Below are 13,945 nucleotides of genomic sequence, written 5' to 3'. Positions count from 1 at the left end.
AAGCGGTATTTGCAACGGACGGCGGGATAAGTCCGTCCGAAAGGCGGGGCTGGCCCGCTAATCAGCAAAATCAGGGTAGAAATCGGCCCAAGAAACGCAGAATAAGGCCGGTAGGTTGAAAAAACCGGGTTGAAAAAGGGGGACGGTGAGAATTGGCTAATTGTTCAGCGTCTCCCTAGTTGTGTCAGGCGCCGGTTTCAGCACTGCTGAAGTTCTGCTTTAACCGTTATTTTAATAAAACGCAAGAACTTGCGCTGGCGTTCGATATGCTATAGAGCGAAAGTATCCGCTTCTACAACAAACCTCCTGACTTTCTCGAATTCGCATCTGACGGAAGTTCGTCATTCCTGTCGGCGATAGTTCTGATAGGGCGCGCCTGGTTCGATTTTTCGGCTTGTCTTATGTGCCTGCGGCGTGTCTAGCACTCGGGTTGCAGGAAGTTCCGTTGACTTAAAATATTAATAAAACAGCAAGCGCTCTGTAATGCGGGGCTCCCATACTCCGCTTCGATCAAACCAACCAAGCTTACGTCACTTGTAAACGGCGTTGATTAAATCCCAATGGAGCTCTGGAGCTTTCTGATGAAGAAGAAGTTGATTGCGGTTGTTGTGAGTGCTGCGGCCGTAATGCCTGTTCTGGCTGCGGCAGACGTCAATATCTACGGTCGTGTGCATGTTTCCACCGACTTCCTGGACGATGGTGCCGACTACTCCGAGACCAATATTTCAAGTAACGCTTCGCGCCTGGGTTTCAAGGGTGATCATCAGATCAATCCTGACCTGAAAGCATTCTTCCAGGTGGAGCAGCAGATCAACTTCACTACCGGTAGCGAAGATTCTGACAGTACCAACTTCGCCACTCGCGATACATTCGTAGGTTTGGCAGGTGATTTTGGCTCCGTACAGCTGGGACGTTTCGATAGTCCTTTCAAAGTGGCGCGCGGTCCGGCCAACCTCTTCGGTGATCAGGTCGGTGACATGCGCAACCTGACTCGTGTTGGCAATGCCCGATTCGACGAGCGATATGACAACACAGTTCAGTACACCACACCGAGTTTTGGCGGCTTCAACGCAGTGCTCGCCTATTCCGTACATGAAGGGCAGTGGGTCGAAGAAAACGAAGATTCCGACGGCATCAGCGTTGCGCTGAACTACGTTGGTGGTCCGCTCGAGGCATCCCTGGCGTATGAAACCGTGGAGGAAGACACCTCCCGTGGCGAGCGTGATGGCATTCGTGCTGCCGCTGCCTACAAGTTGACCGACGAATTCAAACTCGTCGGCTTCTATCAGACCGTCGACTACGATGGCTTCGAAGGTACCTCCGCAGCCCTGCGTGACCAGCTCTCTTCGAAGACCTATGGTCTGGGTGGCGAATTCAAGGTTGCCTCCAATACAGCTCTGAAGGCCATGTGGATGACTCGGGACTCCGATGCATCCAACTATGACGCCGACATGTGGGTAGTTGGTGTAGAGCACAAGTTGGACAAGGCTGTTCGCGTATATGCCAACTACGCTGTCGTTGATAATGACGACAATGTTGCGCTGACCCCATGGAGCCAGGCTCGCTCCGCCAATCCGACTGGTCAGTCGATCAACAATAACGTGAACGAAGCCCTTGGCGAAAAAGCGTCGGGTCTGTCCGTTGGTCTGCGTTACGACTTCTGATCTCCTAAAGGGATTGGAAATATCAAGCCGGGATGCTCGACTTAGAGTGTCCCGGCTTTTTTGTAATTAAAGTGAAATATTACACTTCTACTGTGGCTCTCCACCTGTGGTTATTGCAGGGTCGTCTGCTCTGGTGGATGACCAGCAAGCCCGCTTATTCTGTTCAAGGAGTCTCCATGCGTCGTATTTTCTGGGTTGCCGTTGTCGGCCTGTTATCGGGTTGTGCACAACAGTCCCACGTGAAGTTGTACCCCGGCTCCGAGCTGCCAAAGGCGCAAGTAGTGGTGGTAGAAGTACCCGACACGCTTGAAGTGATGAGTATCAATGGCCAAGAGCTGCCTTTGGCCAATTCGAGTTTCGGCACGAAGAACAAAACGCTGCATCTGCAGCCCGGTAAATATCGTATCAATGCCTACTACAAGAACGGCTTTGATATCGGCGGTGGCCTGAGCCACGAAATCGTCCGCACGCGCGGAGCGGTGTACAGCCTGGATGGTCGTGCTGGTGACGTCTGGAAGCTGGAATACAACGAGCCGGCCAACTTGCAAGAAGCTCGCGCGATGAAGGACACTTTCGCCGGCTGGTCGAAGAACCAGCTCACCGGCGAACGCATCGAGACGACAGTCGGAGCAGAACCGACTTCCGCTGTGAACCAGCTTCTGGGCGGTAACTCCAGCGCGGTTGCGCAGACCACTGTCGAGCCGCTCGATAGCGCGCAGACCCACTCGAATGTTGGCGTACCTGTCCCATCTCGAGCAGCACCGTCCCAGACCTTGCCTCACAGCGACGCGACGCTCAACACACTGCAGCAATTGTGGCTGATGCTAAGCCCGGAAAGCCGTAAGGCATTCCTCGACTGGACTCAGCAGTAAGCCGAGTGCGTGCATTTGCACTTACAGAGCAGGTTCGCAGGTAACCCGTCTGAAACGTGCATCCGGTAAATTCCCGTGTGTATGCTCCTTTGCCCCGTCGCTTGACGGGGTTTTTTATGCGCTTTTTTTCATAGCGCAGGTGAGCCAGACTGGTCGGCATGCACATTCAGACCATTTCCAGAATCGCCGAGCTTGCTCCTGCTGCATGGGATGCATTGCTGTCCGACACTCAGCCTTTTGTCCGCCACGCCTTCTTATCCGCCCTGGAAGACAGCGGCAGTGTGGGAGGGCGCAGCGGCTGGCAGCCAGCGCATTTGGTCCTACGCGACCCGCACGGCGAATTGCGCGCAGCACTTCCGCTGTACCGCAAGAGCCACTCGTACGGTGAGTATGTTTTCGACTGGGCCTGGGCTGACGCATGCCAGCGCGCCGGTATCGGTTATTACCCGAAGTTGCTCTGTGCAGTGCCGTTCACGCCAGTCGCCGGTGGTCGCCTGCTGGGCGACGCGGAAGGAGCGGGCCTCTTGATCGATGCGCTCACCGAGGGACTGGATCGAAACGAAACGTCTGGATTGCACATCAACTTCACCGAGCCTGCCGCCGACCGTCTTGTCGCAGGCCGGGAAGGCTGGCTGGAACGCATCGGCTGTCAGTTTCACTGGCACAACCGCGGCTATCGTGATTTTCAGGACTTCCTCGATGCGCTGACGTCGCGCAAACGCAAGCAGATGCGCAAGGAGCGAGAGCAGGTCACGGCTCAAGGCATCTCGTTCGAATGGCGAGAAGGGCACGAGCTCAGCGAGGCGGAATGGGATTTCGTGTATGCCTGTTACGCCAATACTTACCACGTACGCGGCCAGACGCCGTACCTCACGCGTATTTTCTTCAGCCTGCTGGCCGAGCGCATGCCAGAGGCGATCCGCGTCGTATTGGCTGTTCAGGGCGTAAGGCCTGTCGCCATGGCGTTCAGCCTGTGTGACGAACATGCGCTATATGGTCGCTACTGGGGTTGCCTAGCCGAATTTGATCGCTTGCACTTCGAAACCTGCTTTTATCAGGGTATCGAGTACGTGATAGCAAACCGGCAGCAGCGCTTCGATGCCGGCGCCCAGGGCGAGCACAAGCTTGTCAGAGGCTTCGAGCCAGTAATCACCCGCTCCTGGCATTACCTTCAACACCCTGGCTTGCGCTCAGCTGTCGCGCAATTTCTCGAGCAGGAGCAGGCGGGTGTACGGGCCTACGCCGAATCGGCCTGGCAGGCGCTGCCCTATCGGCACGCCGGCAACTGATGGGGCGTCTCGATCAGTGGGACGCGGCGCTGTTCTCTTCGTGGATATGCAGCATGCGCTCGAGCCTGCTGCGCAGCTCTGGATCCTCGCAACCGGGCAGGTATTCGCGCAACTTGCGGATGACCCATTGCTGGCCTTTGTCGACGAAGGGCAGGCGCTCGTCCAGCGACTCGATAGCCATGGCCTTGCCGTAGAAGGCTCCGGTGTCCTTGTTGGGTTCCAGGCCCAGGTGCTGCAGGCAGTTGAGCAGCAGCTTGCAGCTCTCGATCTCCCCTTGGCGGACCTGCTCGAGCAGCTGCCGTTGTTCCGGTGTGCACGGCTGTTGTAGCGACTCACCGGCAACCTTGGCGCCCGCGCGTTCAGCGCTGAGTAGATCCTGCAGCAGCTGGGCTTGGCCTTCCGGTGTGTTCAGCGGGCTTTGCGGGGTGGTCATGTCGCGATCTCCTGTTGGTTGAGGGGTTCGCAAAGGCGACGCCTTGTACGGGCCGCCATAAAAGAGAAGGGCCGGCGAGCCGGCCCCTGGGGGATCAAAGCTTCTTCGCGGTGATGATTTTCACCGGGGTCAGCGGTACGTTCTGCATCGTGGCGCGGTTGCCCGTGGGTACCTGGGCGATCTGGTCGACCACGTCCATGCCGCGTACGACCTTGGCGAACACCGCGTAGCCGAAGTCGCGGCCACCGTGATCGAGGAAATCGTTGTCACGATGGTTGATGAAGAACTGGCTGGTAGCCGAATTCACGTTCTGGGTCCGGGCCATCGCCACGGTACCACGCACGTTGTGCAGGCCATTGTCGGCCTCGTTCTTGATCGGGGCCTTGGTCGGTTTCTGGTTCAAGCCTTCGCCGAAGCCGCCGCCCTGGACCATGAAGCCCGGAATAACACGGTGGAAGACGGTGCCGTCATAGAAACCGCTGTCTACGTAACCGAGAAAGTTCTCGACGCTAATCGGTGCCTTTTCCGCTTCGAGCTCCAGTTCGATCTCACCCAGGCTGGTGTTCAACAGCACGCGGGGATTTTCAGCGGCAAGCAGGTTGCCGGCCAGCAGTAGGGAGCAGGCGGCGAGGGCGATGCGTTTCAACATGATTTCTTTCCTGATGTTGTGGGTGCGGTCAGCCGGCCAGTGTAGTGGCCTGCCCGGCATCGTACGTCTTGATCAGCTCGATGAGAATCCGGATAGCCGGACCAAGTGGTCGATCATGGTTAGTGTAGAGATAGAACAGTGGCCGGCGAATGCTGCCTTGGACGAGCGGCAACGGCTTGAGAATGCCTTCGGCCAGCTCTCGCTCGATCAGGTGTTTCGGCAGCCAGGCGAAGCCCAGCCCGCTGCTGACGAAGGCCACCGACGTCGCCAGGCTGCCTACCGTCCAGCGCTGCTCAGCACCGAGCCAACCGGCATCACGGGGTTGGCGCAGACCGGTATCGCGCACCACGATCTGCATCTGGGTCTGCAGATCCTGCACGCTGAGCTTGCGCCCCAGCTGATGGAGGGGATGGTTGGCGTGCGCCACGGCGACGAACTCCACGGTGCTGAGCTCGCTGCCCAGGTAACCGGTGATGTCCAGGCCGCTGATCGCCAGGTCCGCGGTGCCGTCCTTCAACACTTCCTCTACTCCGGACAGCACCTCCTCGCGCAGTCGGATCCTGCAACCGCGGCTTTTCGGCATGAACTCGCTGAGTGCCTGGATAAGCTTGGCGCTGGGATAGGCTGCATCCACCACCAATCGCACCTCCGCTTCCCAGCCTTGCTCCATGTGGTGTGCCAGGTCTTCCAGCTGGCTGGCTTGAGTGACCAGCTGCCGGGAGCGGCGCAGCAGCACCTCGCCCGCTTCGGTCAACACGGCCTTGCGGCCATCAATGCGTAGCAACGGCACGCCGAGCTGCTCTTGCATTCGCGCTACCGTATAGCTAACCGAGGACTGTGACCGATGCATTGCTTCGGCCGCCTGGGCGAAGCCGCCGTGATCGATGACCGCCTGCAGGGTGCGCCACTGATCGAGGGTCACACGGGGCACTTTCATTCCTTCGGTTCCTTATAAGGTCTATTAACGTTGCGGCCCGAACTGCGGTGCTGCGCCAAAAGGCGTCAAATCGGGATGGCGCTTTGCACACTCGACGCAGGCAACGGTGCACCCTTGCCTAGTCCCGCAGTTCCGTATGGCGCCGCTTGCTGCGCACTCCTTCGAGTCGGATGCACCTGTAAGCGGAGCTTCAACAGACCTTGTCGAGGTCTGTTACGCTGGCCTATCTGTCGACGAGCCCAGCCAAATGAAAACAATCAGTTACCTGCTCTTTGCTCTGTTACCGCTTGCTGCCACTGCGGCTACCTATCCGGTGGATATTGATCAGCAGCTCAATGGTGCAGAGATAACCGTCACCCCCCAGACTATCGATCGCGACCTCGCCGGGCTCTTGCTGCTCAATTACGGAGAGACGGCGGCCGTGTGTACAGCAGTTTTCCAGAATGGCCCGGAAGCGCCACGCACGCGCCGTACGGAGTTGCAGCCCGGTGAGCGCAAGGCAATGACCTCTAAGTTCAAGCGTGATGTGATCCGCCTGCGGATCAAGCTCACCTGCGAGCCTCGATAGCCCGCGACCAGGCCGCCGCCAAAGCTGAGCCCGGGCGGCGCGCCATGGCGCATCAATCCAGCACGTTTTCCAGAATCTCGTAGACGATACCGGTAGCGATAGCGACCAGAATCACGTCGCGGCCCAGCTGTTTCCATTCATAACCATCGTACCGAGGCAAATGCCCCAGCAGGCGGTTATCGATTTTTTTGGCGATGCCCGGCGGCAGCGGTTTGCCACGCGCCAGGTTCTTCTGGATGCCCGGAGGCAGGGAAGAGGCCGGCGCCAGCAAGTCGCGATGATCACGCAGGGTGATGCGAACCGCGCCGAGATCGATCGAGGGCCCGTGATGGCGATAATCCTGCAGTGCGCGTCCATTCCCATTGTCGCGATCGGGCTTGCCCTTGCCTGGATGCTCTCTGTCCGGCTGCGCCACACCGGTAGTGGCATGCAGCGCTAAGGAAAGCGCGCCGGCTAGCAATGCTATCCGCTTGGTCGAGATCATGCGTACCTCCTGGCATTAAGCCGCTACGCTTTTGTCAGCTTAGCCTGTGTTTCCAACGTAAAACATGCCGGCCGTTACAGAACGCGCCTTTGCCCCGCAGACGGGTTAACCTATGTCATCGTTTTTTTTCCTCCGAGGTAGCTCCCTTGTTTGACCAATTCGCCCTGCACGAACGCCTGCTCAAGGCCGTCGCCGAACTTAAATTCGTCGAGCCGACCCCGGTGCAGGTGGCGGCGATCCCTCCGGCACTGGAAGGGCGCGACCTACGGGTGACGGCGCAGACCGGCAGTGGCAAGACGGCTGCCTTCGTGCTGCCGATGCTCAACCGGCTGATCGGTGATGCGGTGGTCCGAACCGATGTTCGTGCGCTGATTCTGCTGCCGACCCGCGAGCTGGCCCAGCAGACGCTCAAGGAAGTAGAACGTTTCTCGCAGTTCACCTTCATCAAGTCAGCGATGATCACCGGTGGCGAGGACTTCAAGGTTCAGGCGGCCATCATGCGCAAGGTGCCGGACATCCTCATTGGCACGCCGGGGCGGATGATCGAGCATCTCAACGCCGGCACGCTGATTCTCAAGGACGTCGAGCTGCTGATTCTCGACGAAGCCGATCGCATGCTCGACATGGGATTTGCCGACGACGTACAGCGCCTGGTGAACGAGTGCGCGAAGCGTCAGCAGACCCTGTTGTTTTCTGCAACCAGCGGTGGCACGGCGTTGCGGGAGATGACCGCCAGCGTGTTGCGCGATCCGCTGCACCTGCAGCTCAACCGGGTCAGCGAACTCAACGAGGGTACCCGTCAGCAGATCATCACCGCCGAAAACACCGAGCATAAGGAAAAGCTGGTGCACTGGCTGTTGGCCAACGAGACCTATAAGAAGGCCGTGATCTTCACCAATACGCGGGTGCAGGCCGATCGACTCTATGGAAGATTGGTCGCTGAAGGCGTGAAGGCCTACGTGCTGCACGGTGACAAGGACCAGAAAGATCGCAAGCAGGCCATCGACAGAGTCAAGGAGGGCGGCGTCAAAGTGCTCGTGGCCACTGACGTGGCGGCGCGTGGGCTGGATATCGAAGGCCTGGATCTGGTGATCAACTTCGATATGCCGCGTTCCGGCGATGAGTATGTGCACCGCATCGGTCGTACCGGGCGCGCCGGCGCCGAGGGGCTGGCGATCTCGCTGATCTGCCACAACGACTGGAACCTGATGTCGAGCATCGAGCGCTACCTCAAGCAGCGCTTCGAGCATCGGGTGGTCAAGGGCCTGAAGGGCAGCTACATGGGGCCGAAGAACCTCAAGGCTTCGGGTAAGGCGGCCGGCCCGAAGAAGAAAAAGGACGACAAGAAGAAAGATGACAAGAAGAAGACCAAGCCCACCGCCAAGCGTCCGAAGAACGCCAAGCGAGAGCAACCGTCAGCGGTAGTCAGTCAGGACGGCATGGCGCCGCTCAAGCGCAAGAAGCCGACGGCGGAGTAACCGTCGGCTGGTCGGGGCCTAGCGCTGCGCGTCGGCCGGCGGAATGTCGGCCTCACGTTCGGCTTCCTCGATCTGCTTCAAGCGCTTGTCGTAGGCCTCGCATTCGTCGCCCAACTGGTCGGCGGTGCGCTTGGCCTGCATCTGCTGGATCTCTTCGTTGATCTCCTTGGCGCGTTCTGGATTGCTCTGAGTGAGCTGGTTGACGCGCTCAGCCAATTGCTCGGCCTTGGCGTTCACCTCATCTGGAGTGCAAGCCGCATGCACGGCAGGGCTCGCGAGCAGGGCGGCGGTCAGGGTAATCGTCAGTATTTTCATGGCTCGATCCTCTTTTAATCGTTCTGAACGGTGGATCGCTTTCGAGCCGCTTTAGTTCAGCGCGAACCCCGTGGCACCAGAGGCGGTCGGTATGTACAAGCGCCTCGTTTCTGGGGCGAACACTTGTCACGGGAGAACGGCCATGAGCTACAACTGGGATCTGATCCAGCGTCTGCTGCATGAAGTCCAGACCAGCGCCAACGACAGCTTCAAGCCGCGTCGCTATGCCGAAGAGCATGCTGCGCAGTTGGAAAGTGACGGCCAACCGATGCCGAATCTGGATAGCCTGCGCGCCGAAGCTGCCGACTATGAAAGCCTGTTGTTCGAAGGTGGATTTATCGTCACTCGCCCAGAAGAGCAGGGTGGCAACGGCGAGAACTTCGTTCTGACCGAGCGTGGTTCGCGCTTGCTAGCGATGCTGGATGACCCCCAGGGCGACAGCCATCGTCAGCGCCTGGCAGACAAGGGTGAAGCAGCCCTGGTGCCGGAAGTGTTCGATGAGCTGGCCAGCGGTCATTCCTGACTCTGCCAGCTATAGGCGAAAGCCGTCGACGATATAGCCGGCAAGCGTTTCGCTGACCGGCGAGTGCTGCTGCGGATTGCGTAGCAGCACGATACTGCTTTGCGGCAGGCGGGGCAGGCCTTCTGCCTCGCCAAGTATCTGTAATTCCGCGGGTATCAGGCTCTGCAACTGAGCGGTCAAGGCCAGTCCCGCGCCCAACACGGCCATGATCGCCGAGAGACTCGGGCTCGTGTAGGCGACTCGATACTCGATCTCCCGTGCGTCCAGCGCATTGCAAACCCAGGCGCGACAGAAGCAATCGGTGTTGAAGGTGGCCAGCGGCAAGGGGCGGTGCTCTTGCAGGTTGAACCCCGGAGCCGCTGCCCAGACGATATGCTCCTGGCGCAGTAGCTGACCGATTTCGGTGCCTGGTTCGCGGGTGACGATGCTCAAGTCGAGATCGCGTCGCTGCAGCAGCTGGCTCGATGGCTCGCAATGCACCTCGACTTGGACCAGCGGAAAGGCCTGGGCAAAACGTGCGAGGATGCCGGGCAAAAAACGCATGACATAGTCGTCCGGCGTGCCGATTCGTACGGCACCGACCATGTGCGGTTGGCGCAGAGTGGTCATGACTTCGCCATGCAGCTTCAGTATTCGACGAGCAAAGCCCAAGAGTATCTGCCCCTCGGCCGTGAGCTTGACCTGCCTCCCGTTGCGTTCGAATAGCGGACGCTGCAACACGTCCTCTTCGAGACGCTTCATCTGCATGCTCACCGCCGACTGGGTGCGATTAACTGCCGCCGCCGCGCGCGTGAAACCGCCGTGATCTGCGATGGCGACGAAGCTGCGCAACAGCTCGGTATCGATATTTGGGTAGTTCGCCATTCATCAATCCTCGAGATGCAAGGCATCAGAAACATTCGTTGGATTGATGTTAAACCCAGCGCAACACTGGCGCCATTCCAACAGGAGGGTGCCGCGATGAGCACGCATAAAATCGCTTCGCAAACATTCCCACAGACGAAGGGGGCGAGGGCCTCTGCATCGCAATTGTTGTTGCGCGCCTGGCGAATGCTGCGGCGCTGGAACCAGCTGGCGCGGCAACGGCATCAGTTGGCGGGACTGAGTGACGAGATGCTCAAGGACATCGGCCGCAGTCGTGCTGATGTCGAATGGGAAGCCAGCAGGCCGTTCTGGGATGACCCGGACCGCCGCTGATCAGTGGCCCAGGACCAGCTTTTGAATGCCTAGCGAAAGACTGACGGTGACCAGCATGAGGGCGAACAGACGCTGCAGCAGGCTGCTGTTGAGGTACTGCGCCAGGCGATTGCCTGCCAGTACTCCGAATGCGCCTCCTAGCGCCAAGCCGCCGAGAAGAGGGAATGGGGGCTCGGCGTCGGTGAGATAGAGCAGAAAGCCGCCGCCGCTGACTACCGCGATCACTGCCATTGATGTGGCCATGGCACTGAGCAGCGACAGTGAGGTGAACCAGAGTAGCGCCGGAACGATGAGAAAGCCCCCGCCGACACCCATCAGTCCCGATAGCAGGCCCACACCTACCCCGATGCCCAACAGTGCCAGGTGGCGGTCCTCGGCATTTTCCTTGGCTGGCAGGTTGGCGCCGCGCCACATGCGCCAGGCCGACCACAGCACCAACAGGCAAAAGCCGATGATCAGCCAGCGTTCGGGAATGAACTGTCCCAGCCATTGGCCTGCGGCGTTGCCCGGCAGGCCGCATATGGCCAGCAACAGCACAGGACGCCAGGCGACCTGGCCCAGGCGTGCACGAGGAATGGCGCCGATCAGTGCTGACATTGCCACAGCGCCGAGGCTGACACCGATGGCGTCGCGTAATGGCAGGTGCAGGCTGAGCAGCAGGGGTAGGGCGACCAGTGAGCCGCCTGCCCCGGTGAGCCCCAGCAGCAACCCGAGAATCAGGCCGATGCCCAACGCTTCGAGGAGCAAAATATCCATCAGGCAGCGCCGATGTGCGGTGACGTCATGGTGGAAATCTTGTGCATTGCGTGCTCCATTTCAGCGCTCCGACACCCATGTTGTTTGTGCGTCTGCAACCGCTTGTGTTCCCCTGGAACACAAGCGAGGACGTGCGCTGGCATCGCGTGTCTGCAGGTGAAGTCTGCGAGCAGTCAGGGCGACAGTGCTCGACGCAGGCTGAAAGCGCCACGCAGCTCGCCTTCGCGGAAACCTCTTGCCTGATCCTGTGGATAGCGCTGCTCAAGCAGGCTCAGTAGTTCAGGCCTGATGTCCGGGCCGTGGCACCCCAGGCAGGCCGCGGCGGTGCCGATGGCCTGCATGTAGCGGTACTCGCCATCAACCACCTCGTCGCGCTTGAGCTGTGCGAGCGGTTCGCCTGCGGCGGATCGTTGAGCGAATTGCTCAAGGACGGATCGCTCCCAGGCATCCGGCGCGTTGTCCGGGTTGCGCAGCTTGAGCGCGGTGCGCCCGACCTGCCACGGGGCCTGACTGTGCTGCAGCGCGATCTCGGGAGCGAGCAGTTGGCACGCCTCGACCGCCTGGCCTGGACCGCCTTCGGCCATGGCCTGCTTGACCGTGGCGAGCAGCTGCTGCTGAAACGCAGGGATCAGGCTGGCGGCCTCGTTGCGCAGTTGGTCGGTATCGCTCGCAGGTGCGGCATGAAGGTTGAGGGTGAGCAAGCCAAGTGCGAGCAAAGATAACGATTTCATCAGGCCTCCGGAAATCAGCTGCCGCGGATCAGTTTACGCAGCAGGAAGCGATTGGGATGGCAGGCTTCGGCCACCTCTCGAGGCAGCGGCAGCGGCTCATTATCCAGCCAAGCGGCCAATAGTTCGCCGGACAGTGGCGCACTGATCATGCCGCGTGAGCCATGGGCGGTATTGACGTAAAGCCCGGTCAGCCACGGGCAGCTGGCGTGCTGAGGCTGGCGGGCATTCTTGCTGAGTGCAGCGTAGGTCTCGGCGAACGCCTGTGGCTCAGCAAGTGGCCCGATCAGTGGCAGGTAATCCGGGCTCGTGCAGCGAAATGCTACGCGACCCTGAAGTGTTTCGGTTCGCTGCGGGTCCGCCTGGAGGCGGCCATACAGGTCGCTCGATATCTGCTCGAGCATTTCCAGGTTGGCCTGGTGCTCGGCAACGCTGGGCGCATCGTCGGTCTGCTGGAAGTTGAAGCTGGCACCCAGCGTGTGCGTACCTTCTCGCGGCGGTGCGACATAGCCCTTGGCGCAGAGCACGGTGCGCAGCTGGCTGCTCTGGGTGGTCGCCGGCAGGCAGGAGATCTGCCCGCGTATGCGCTTGAGCGGTAGCCAGGCGCTCTGGCTGAAGCGCACTGCGTCCGCGGCGCCGGCCAGTATCACTACCGGCGCCTCGGCTAATACCGTTTCGCCACTCAGCACGTGCCAGCGGGAGCCGGCACGCTTTAGCTCAAGGGCTTCACGATGCTTGCGCAGCTCGATACCCGGCTGCTGCAGGAGCCAACGACATAGTGCGGGCGGGTTGGCCCAGCCGGCATCCGGATAGAACAGTCCACCATCCGGCAGCGCGACTCCAGCGAGCTCTTCAGCACGTTCCCGCGACAGCGGATGGACCAATTCGGGAGGGAACGCTGCTGCCAGTTCCGCCTGGCGTTCGCGCTCCTTGTCGTCGTAGATCACCTGCAGCACGCCGCAGGCCTGCCAGTCTTTGCCGGATTGCAGGTTGCCAAGCAGTCTGCGTGTGTAGCTGAAACCGCTGACCACCAGCCGCGATAGCGCGGTGCCGTGGGCGGAAAGTTTTAGATAGAGCACGCCTTGCGGATTGCCCGAGCCTTCCTGCGCTGCCTCTGCATGGCGCTCGAGTACCGTCACCCGCCAGCCTCGGGCAGCCAGCGATGCGGCTGTTGCGCAGCCAGCAAGCCCGGCGCCGATGACTACCGCGTGGCGCTCGGCAGGCACCCAGACTGGGCGAGCGAACCAGGGCTTGTCCGTCAGGGTGTTGCTGACCGTTCGCAGACATCCGCGCAATATTTCGCGCTTGTGCCCGTAGCCCGGCACGCGCTGCATGTCGAAGCCGACGTCTGTCAGCCCGCGTCGCACGAAGCCGGCGCTGGTGAAGGTGCCCAGGGTTGCCCCTGGCGCAGACAGTCTGGCCAGTTCGGCAAACAGCGCCGGTTGCCACATTTGCGGGTTCTTCGCTGGAGCGAATCCATCGAGGAACCAGGCGTCGACTTGCGCATCCAGGCTCGGCAGGCATTCGAGCACGTCGCCGATCAGCAGAGTCAGCACCACGCGCCCGCCGGCGAAGACGAAACGTTGATAGCCTGGATGCAGCGCGACGTACTGCTGCAGCAGCTGTTCTGCCTGCACCTGCAGTTCCGGCCACAGTGCCAGCGCGCGCTCCAGGTCGGCACGGGTCAGGGGGTGCTTTTCGACGCTGACAAAGTGCAGGCAGGCCTGCGAATCGGCGGTGCGTTCGAACAGGTGCCAGGCACAGAGGAAGTTCAGCCCCGTGCCAAAGCCGGTTTCGCCGATTACCAGATGCTGGGTGCCATGTAGAGCGGCGAAGCGCTGCGTAAGGTCGTTCTGCGCCAAGAACACATGTTCGGTTTCGGCCAAGCCGCTAGCGCGGGAGAAGTACACATCGCCGTACTGGCGTGATTGCGGCTGGCCGTTCTCGTCCCAGTCGAGGTCGGCATGCTGGAAAGCATCGGAGGCGGGTCGATCGGTCATGGTGATTCCTGAATGGGCCAGGCGGCCGGGCGTCTCGCCGACCGCCCGGTAC

At 60.4% G+C, this 13,945-nt stretch carries 16 protein-coding genes; 7 read left to right on the top strand and 9 right to left on the bottom strand.

The window, feature by feature from the left end; all coding sequences use genetic code 11:
* The first annotated feature begins 581 nt into the window (after positions 1-581).
* The 3 genes from AAEZ08_RS16395 (at position 582) to AAEZ08_RS16385 (ending at position 3,825) form a co-directional block, all read left to right on the top strand.
* Entirely contained in the window at positions 582-1,664 is a 1,083-nt protein-coding gene (locus AAEZ08_RS16395; protein WP_181066845.1) for a porin, read from the top strand.
* 176 nt (positions 1,665-1,840) lie between these two features.
* Positions 1,841-2,536 carry a DUF2057 family protein gene (locus AAEZ08_RS16390; protein WP_181066844.1) on the top strand — a complete coding sequence of 232 codons (696 nt, stop codon included), beginning with the start codon at positions 1,841-1,843 and terminating at the stop codon, positions 2,534-2,536.
* 158 nt (positions 2,537-2,694) lie between these two features.
* Positions 2,695-3,825: a GNAT family N-acetyltransferase gene (locus AAEZ08_RS16385; protein ID WP_181066843.1), complete on the top strand. Its 1,131-nt coding sequence runs from the start codon at positions 2,695-2,697 to the stop codon at positions 3,823-3,825.
* A gap of 13 nt (positions 3,826-3,838) precedes the next feature.
* Here the strand turns inward: AAEZ08_RS16385 and AAEZ08_RS16380 are convergent, their stop codons facing one another.
* The 3 genes from AAEZ08_RS16380 to AAEZ08_RS16370 all read right to left on the bottom strand — a co-directional run bounded on the left by AAEZ08_RS16380 (position 3,839) and on the right by AAEZ08_RS16370 (position 5,844).
* Positions 3,839-4,258, bottom strand: coding sequence for a DUF6306 domain-containing protein (locus AAEZ08_RS16380; RefSeq protein WP_003283753.1), 420 nt, complete (start codon positions 4,256-4,258; stop codon positions 3,839-3,841).
* Between the two features lie 94 nt (positions 4,259-4,352).
* Positions 4,353-4,907 (bottom strand): peptidylprolyl isomerase A, encoded by a 555-nt coding sequence (locus tag AAEZ08_RS16375; RefSeq protein ID WP_003283752.1) that lies wholly within the window; start codon positions 4,905-4,907, stop codon positions 4,353-4,355.
* A gap of 28 nt (positions 4,908-4,935) precedes the next feature.
* A complete protein-coding gene (locus tag AAEZ08_RS16370) occupies positions 4,936-5,844 on the bottom strand; it encodes a LysR family transcriptional regulator (RefSeq protein ID WP_003283750.1) in 909 nt (302 codons plus the stop codon).
* Between the two features lie 247 nt (positions 5,845-6,091).
* Here AAEZ08_RS16370 and AAEZ08_RS16365 point away from each other — a divergent pair, with 247 nt between their 5' ends.
* Positions 6,092-6,412, top strand: a complete 321-nt coding sequence (locus AAEZ08_RS16365; RefSeq protein WP_003283749.1) for a hypothetical protein — start codon at positions 6,092-6,094, stop codon at positions 6,410-6,412.
* Positions 6,413-6,464: 52 nt separating this feature from the next.
* On the opposite strand, the gene AAEZ08_RS16360 is transcribed toward AAEZ08_RS16365, so the two are convergent.
* Positions 6,465-6,896 carry an anti-virulence regulator CigR family protein gene (locus tag AAEZ08_RS16360; protein ID WP_003283748.1) on the bottom strand — a complete coding sequence of 144 codons (432 nt, stop codon included), beginning with the start codon at positions 6,894-6,896 and terminating at the stop codon, positions 6,465-6,467.
* Positions 6,897-7,042: 146 nt separating this feature from the next.
* Between AAEZ08_RS16360 and AAEZ08_RS16355 the strand changes: the two genes are divergently transcribed.
* Positions 7,043-8,374 carry a DEAD/DEAH box helicase gene (locus AAEZ08_RS16355; protein WP_003283747.1) on the top strand — a complete coding sequence of 444 codons (1,332 nt, stop codon included), beginning with the start codon at positions 7,043-7,045 and terminating at the stop codon, positions 8,372-8,374.
* A gap of 18 nt (positions 8,375-8,392) precedes the next feature.
* Here AAEZ08_RS16355 and AAEZ08_RS16350 read toward each other — a convergent pair whose 3' ends face one another.
* Complete coding sequence (locus tag AAEZ08_RS16350) at positions 8,393-8,689, bottom strand: hypothetical protein (protein WP_003283746.1); 297 nt, start codon at positions 8,687-8,689, stop codon at positions 8,393-8,395.
* A 142-nt stretch (positions 8,690-8,831) separates the two neighbouring features.
* Here AAEZ08_RS16350 and AAEZ08_RS16345 point away from each other — a divergent pair, with 142 nt between their 5' ends.
* A complete protein-coding gene (locus AAEZ08_RS16345; RefSeq protein WP_003283745.1) occupies positions 8,832-9,212 on the top strand; it encodes a hypothetical protein in 381 nt (126 codons plus the stop codon).
* A 9-nt stretch (positions 9,213-9,221) separates the two neighbouring features.
* Here the strand turns inward: AAEZ08_RS16345 and AAEZ08_RS16340 are convergent, their stop codons facing one another.
* A complete protein-coding gene (locus tag AAEZ08_RS16340; RefSeq protein ID WP_500124705.1) occupies positions 9,222-10,076 on the bottom strand; it encodes a LysR substrate-binding domain-containing protein in 855 nt (284 codons plus the stop codon).
* Positions 10,077-10,172: 96 nt separating this feature from the next.
* On the opposite strand from AAEZ08_RS16340, the gene AAEZ08_RS16335 reads away from it, so the two are divergent.
* The gene (locus tag AAEZ08_RS16335) at positions 10,173-10,409 is read left to right on the top strand and encodes a DUF1127 domain-containing protein (RefSeq protein WP_003283743.1); all 237 of its coding nucleotides are present in this window, start codon (positions 10,173-10,175) and stop codon (positions 10,407-10,409) included.
* Here the strand turns inward: AAEZ08_RS16335 and AAEZ08_RS16330 are convergent, their stop codons facing one another.
* The 3 genes from AAEZ08_RS16330 to mnmC all read right to left on the bottom strand — a co-directional run bounded on the left by AAEZ08_RS16330 (position 10,410) and on the right by mnmC (position 13,893).
* A complete protein-coding gene (locus AAEZ08_RS16330; protein WP_003283741.1) occupies positions 10,410-11,165 on the bottom strand; it encodes a sulfite exporter TauE/SafE family protein in 756 nt (251 codons plus the stop codon).
* Positions 11,166-11,338: 173 nt separating this feature from the next.
* On the bottom strand, positions 11,339-11,896 hold the full coding sequence (locus tag AAEZ08_RS16325; protein WP_058064833.1) for a Tll0287-like domain-containing protein: 558 nt from the start codon (positions 11,894-11,896) through the stop codon (positions 11,339-11,341).
* Between the two features lie 14 nt (positions 11,897-11,910).
* Positions 11,911-13,893, bottom strand: coding sequence for a bifunctional tRNA (5-methylaminomethyl-2-thiouridine)(34)-methyltransferase MnmC2/FAD-dependent 5-carboxymethylaminomethyl-2-thiouridine(34) oxidoreductase MnmC1 (gene mnmC / locus AAEZ08_RS16320; protein ID WP_003283738.1), 1,983 nt, complete (start codon positions 13,891-13,893; stop codon positions 11,911-11,913).
* Positions 13,894-13,945: the final 52 nt, after the last annotated feature.

The organism is Pseudomonas sp. E45-MNA-CIBAN-0222 (assembly GCF_040310405.1).
GTDB lineage: Bacteria > Pseudomonadota > Gammaproteobacteria > Pseudomonadales > Pseudomonadaceae > Stutzerimonas > Stutzerimonas stutzeri_AC.
Note: the sequence above shows the minus strand (reverse complement) of the source record. Positions and strands in the feature narration are given on the sequence as shown.

Bases quoted from the DNA above. Each gene is read 5' to 3' on its own strand.
- AAEZ08_RS16390 (WP_181066844.1), top strand. From the start codon at position 1,841: ATGCGTCGTATTTTCTGGGTTGCCGTTGTCGGCCTGTTATCGGGTTGT.
- AAEZ08_RS16370 (WP_003283750.1), bottom strand. From the start codon at position 5,844: ATGAAAGTGCCCCGTGTGACCCTCGATCAGTGGCGCACCCTGCAGGCG.
- AAEZ08_RS16380 (WP_003283753.1), bottom strand. From the start codon at position 4,258: ATGACCACCCCGCAAAGCCCGCTGAACACACCGGAAGGCCAAGCCCAG.
- AAEZ08_RS16345 (WP_003283745.1), top strand. From the start codon at position 8,832: ATGAGCTACAACTGGGATCTGATCCAGCGTCTGCTGCATGAAGTCCAG.
- AAEZ08_RS16395 (WP_181066845.1), top strand. From the start codon at position 582: ATGAAGAAGAAGTTGATTGCGGTTGTTGTGAGTGCTGCGGCCGTAATG.
- AAEZ08_RS16340 (WP_500124705.1), bottom strand. From the start codon at position 10,076: ATGGCGAACTACCCAAATATCGATACCGAGCTGTTGCGCAGCTTCGTC.
- mnmC (WP_003283738.1), bottom strand. From the start codon at position 13,893: ATGACCGATCGACCCGCCTCCGATGCTTTCCAGCATGCCGACCTCGAC.
- AAEZ08_RS16385 (WP_181066843.1), top strand. From the start codon at position 2,695: ATGCACATTCAGACCATTTCCAGAATCGCCGAGCTTGCTCCTGCTGCA.
- AAEZ08_RS16330 (WP_003283741.1), bottom strand. From the start codon at position 11,165: ATGGATATTTTGCTCCTCGAAGCGTTGGGCATCGGCCTGATTCTCGGG.
- AAEZ08_RS16360 (WP_003283748.1), bottom strand. From the start codon at position 6,896: ATGATCTCGACCAAGCGGATAGCATTGCTAGCCGGCGCGCTTTCCTTA.
- AAEZ08_RS16365 (WP_003283749.1), top strand. From the start codon at position 6,092: ATGAAAACAATCAGTTACCTGCTCTTTGCTCTGTTACCGCTTGCTGCC.
- AAEZ08_RS16325 (WP_058064833.1), bottom strand. From the start codon at position 11,896: ATGAAATCGTTATCTTTGCTCGCACTTGGCTTGCTCACCCTCAACCTT.
- AAEZ08_RS16335 (WP_003283743.1), top strand. From the start codon at position 10,173: ATGAGCACGCATAAAATCGCTTCGCAAACATTCCCACAGACGAAGGGG.
- AAEZ08_RS16375 (WP_003283752.1), bottom strand. From the start codon at position 4,907: ATGTTGAAACGCATCGCCCTCGCCGCCTGCTCCCTACTGCTGGCCGGC.
- AAEZ08_RS16350 (WP_003283746.1), bottom strand. From the start codon at position 8,689: ATGAAAATACTGACGATTACCCTGACCGCCGCCCTGCTCGCGAGCCCT.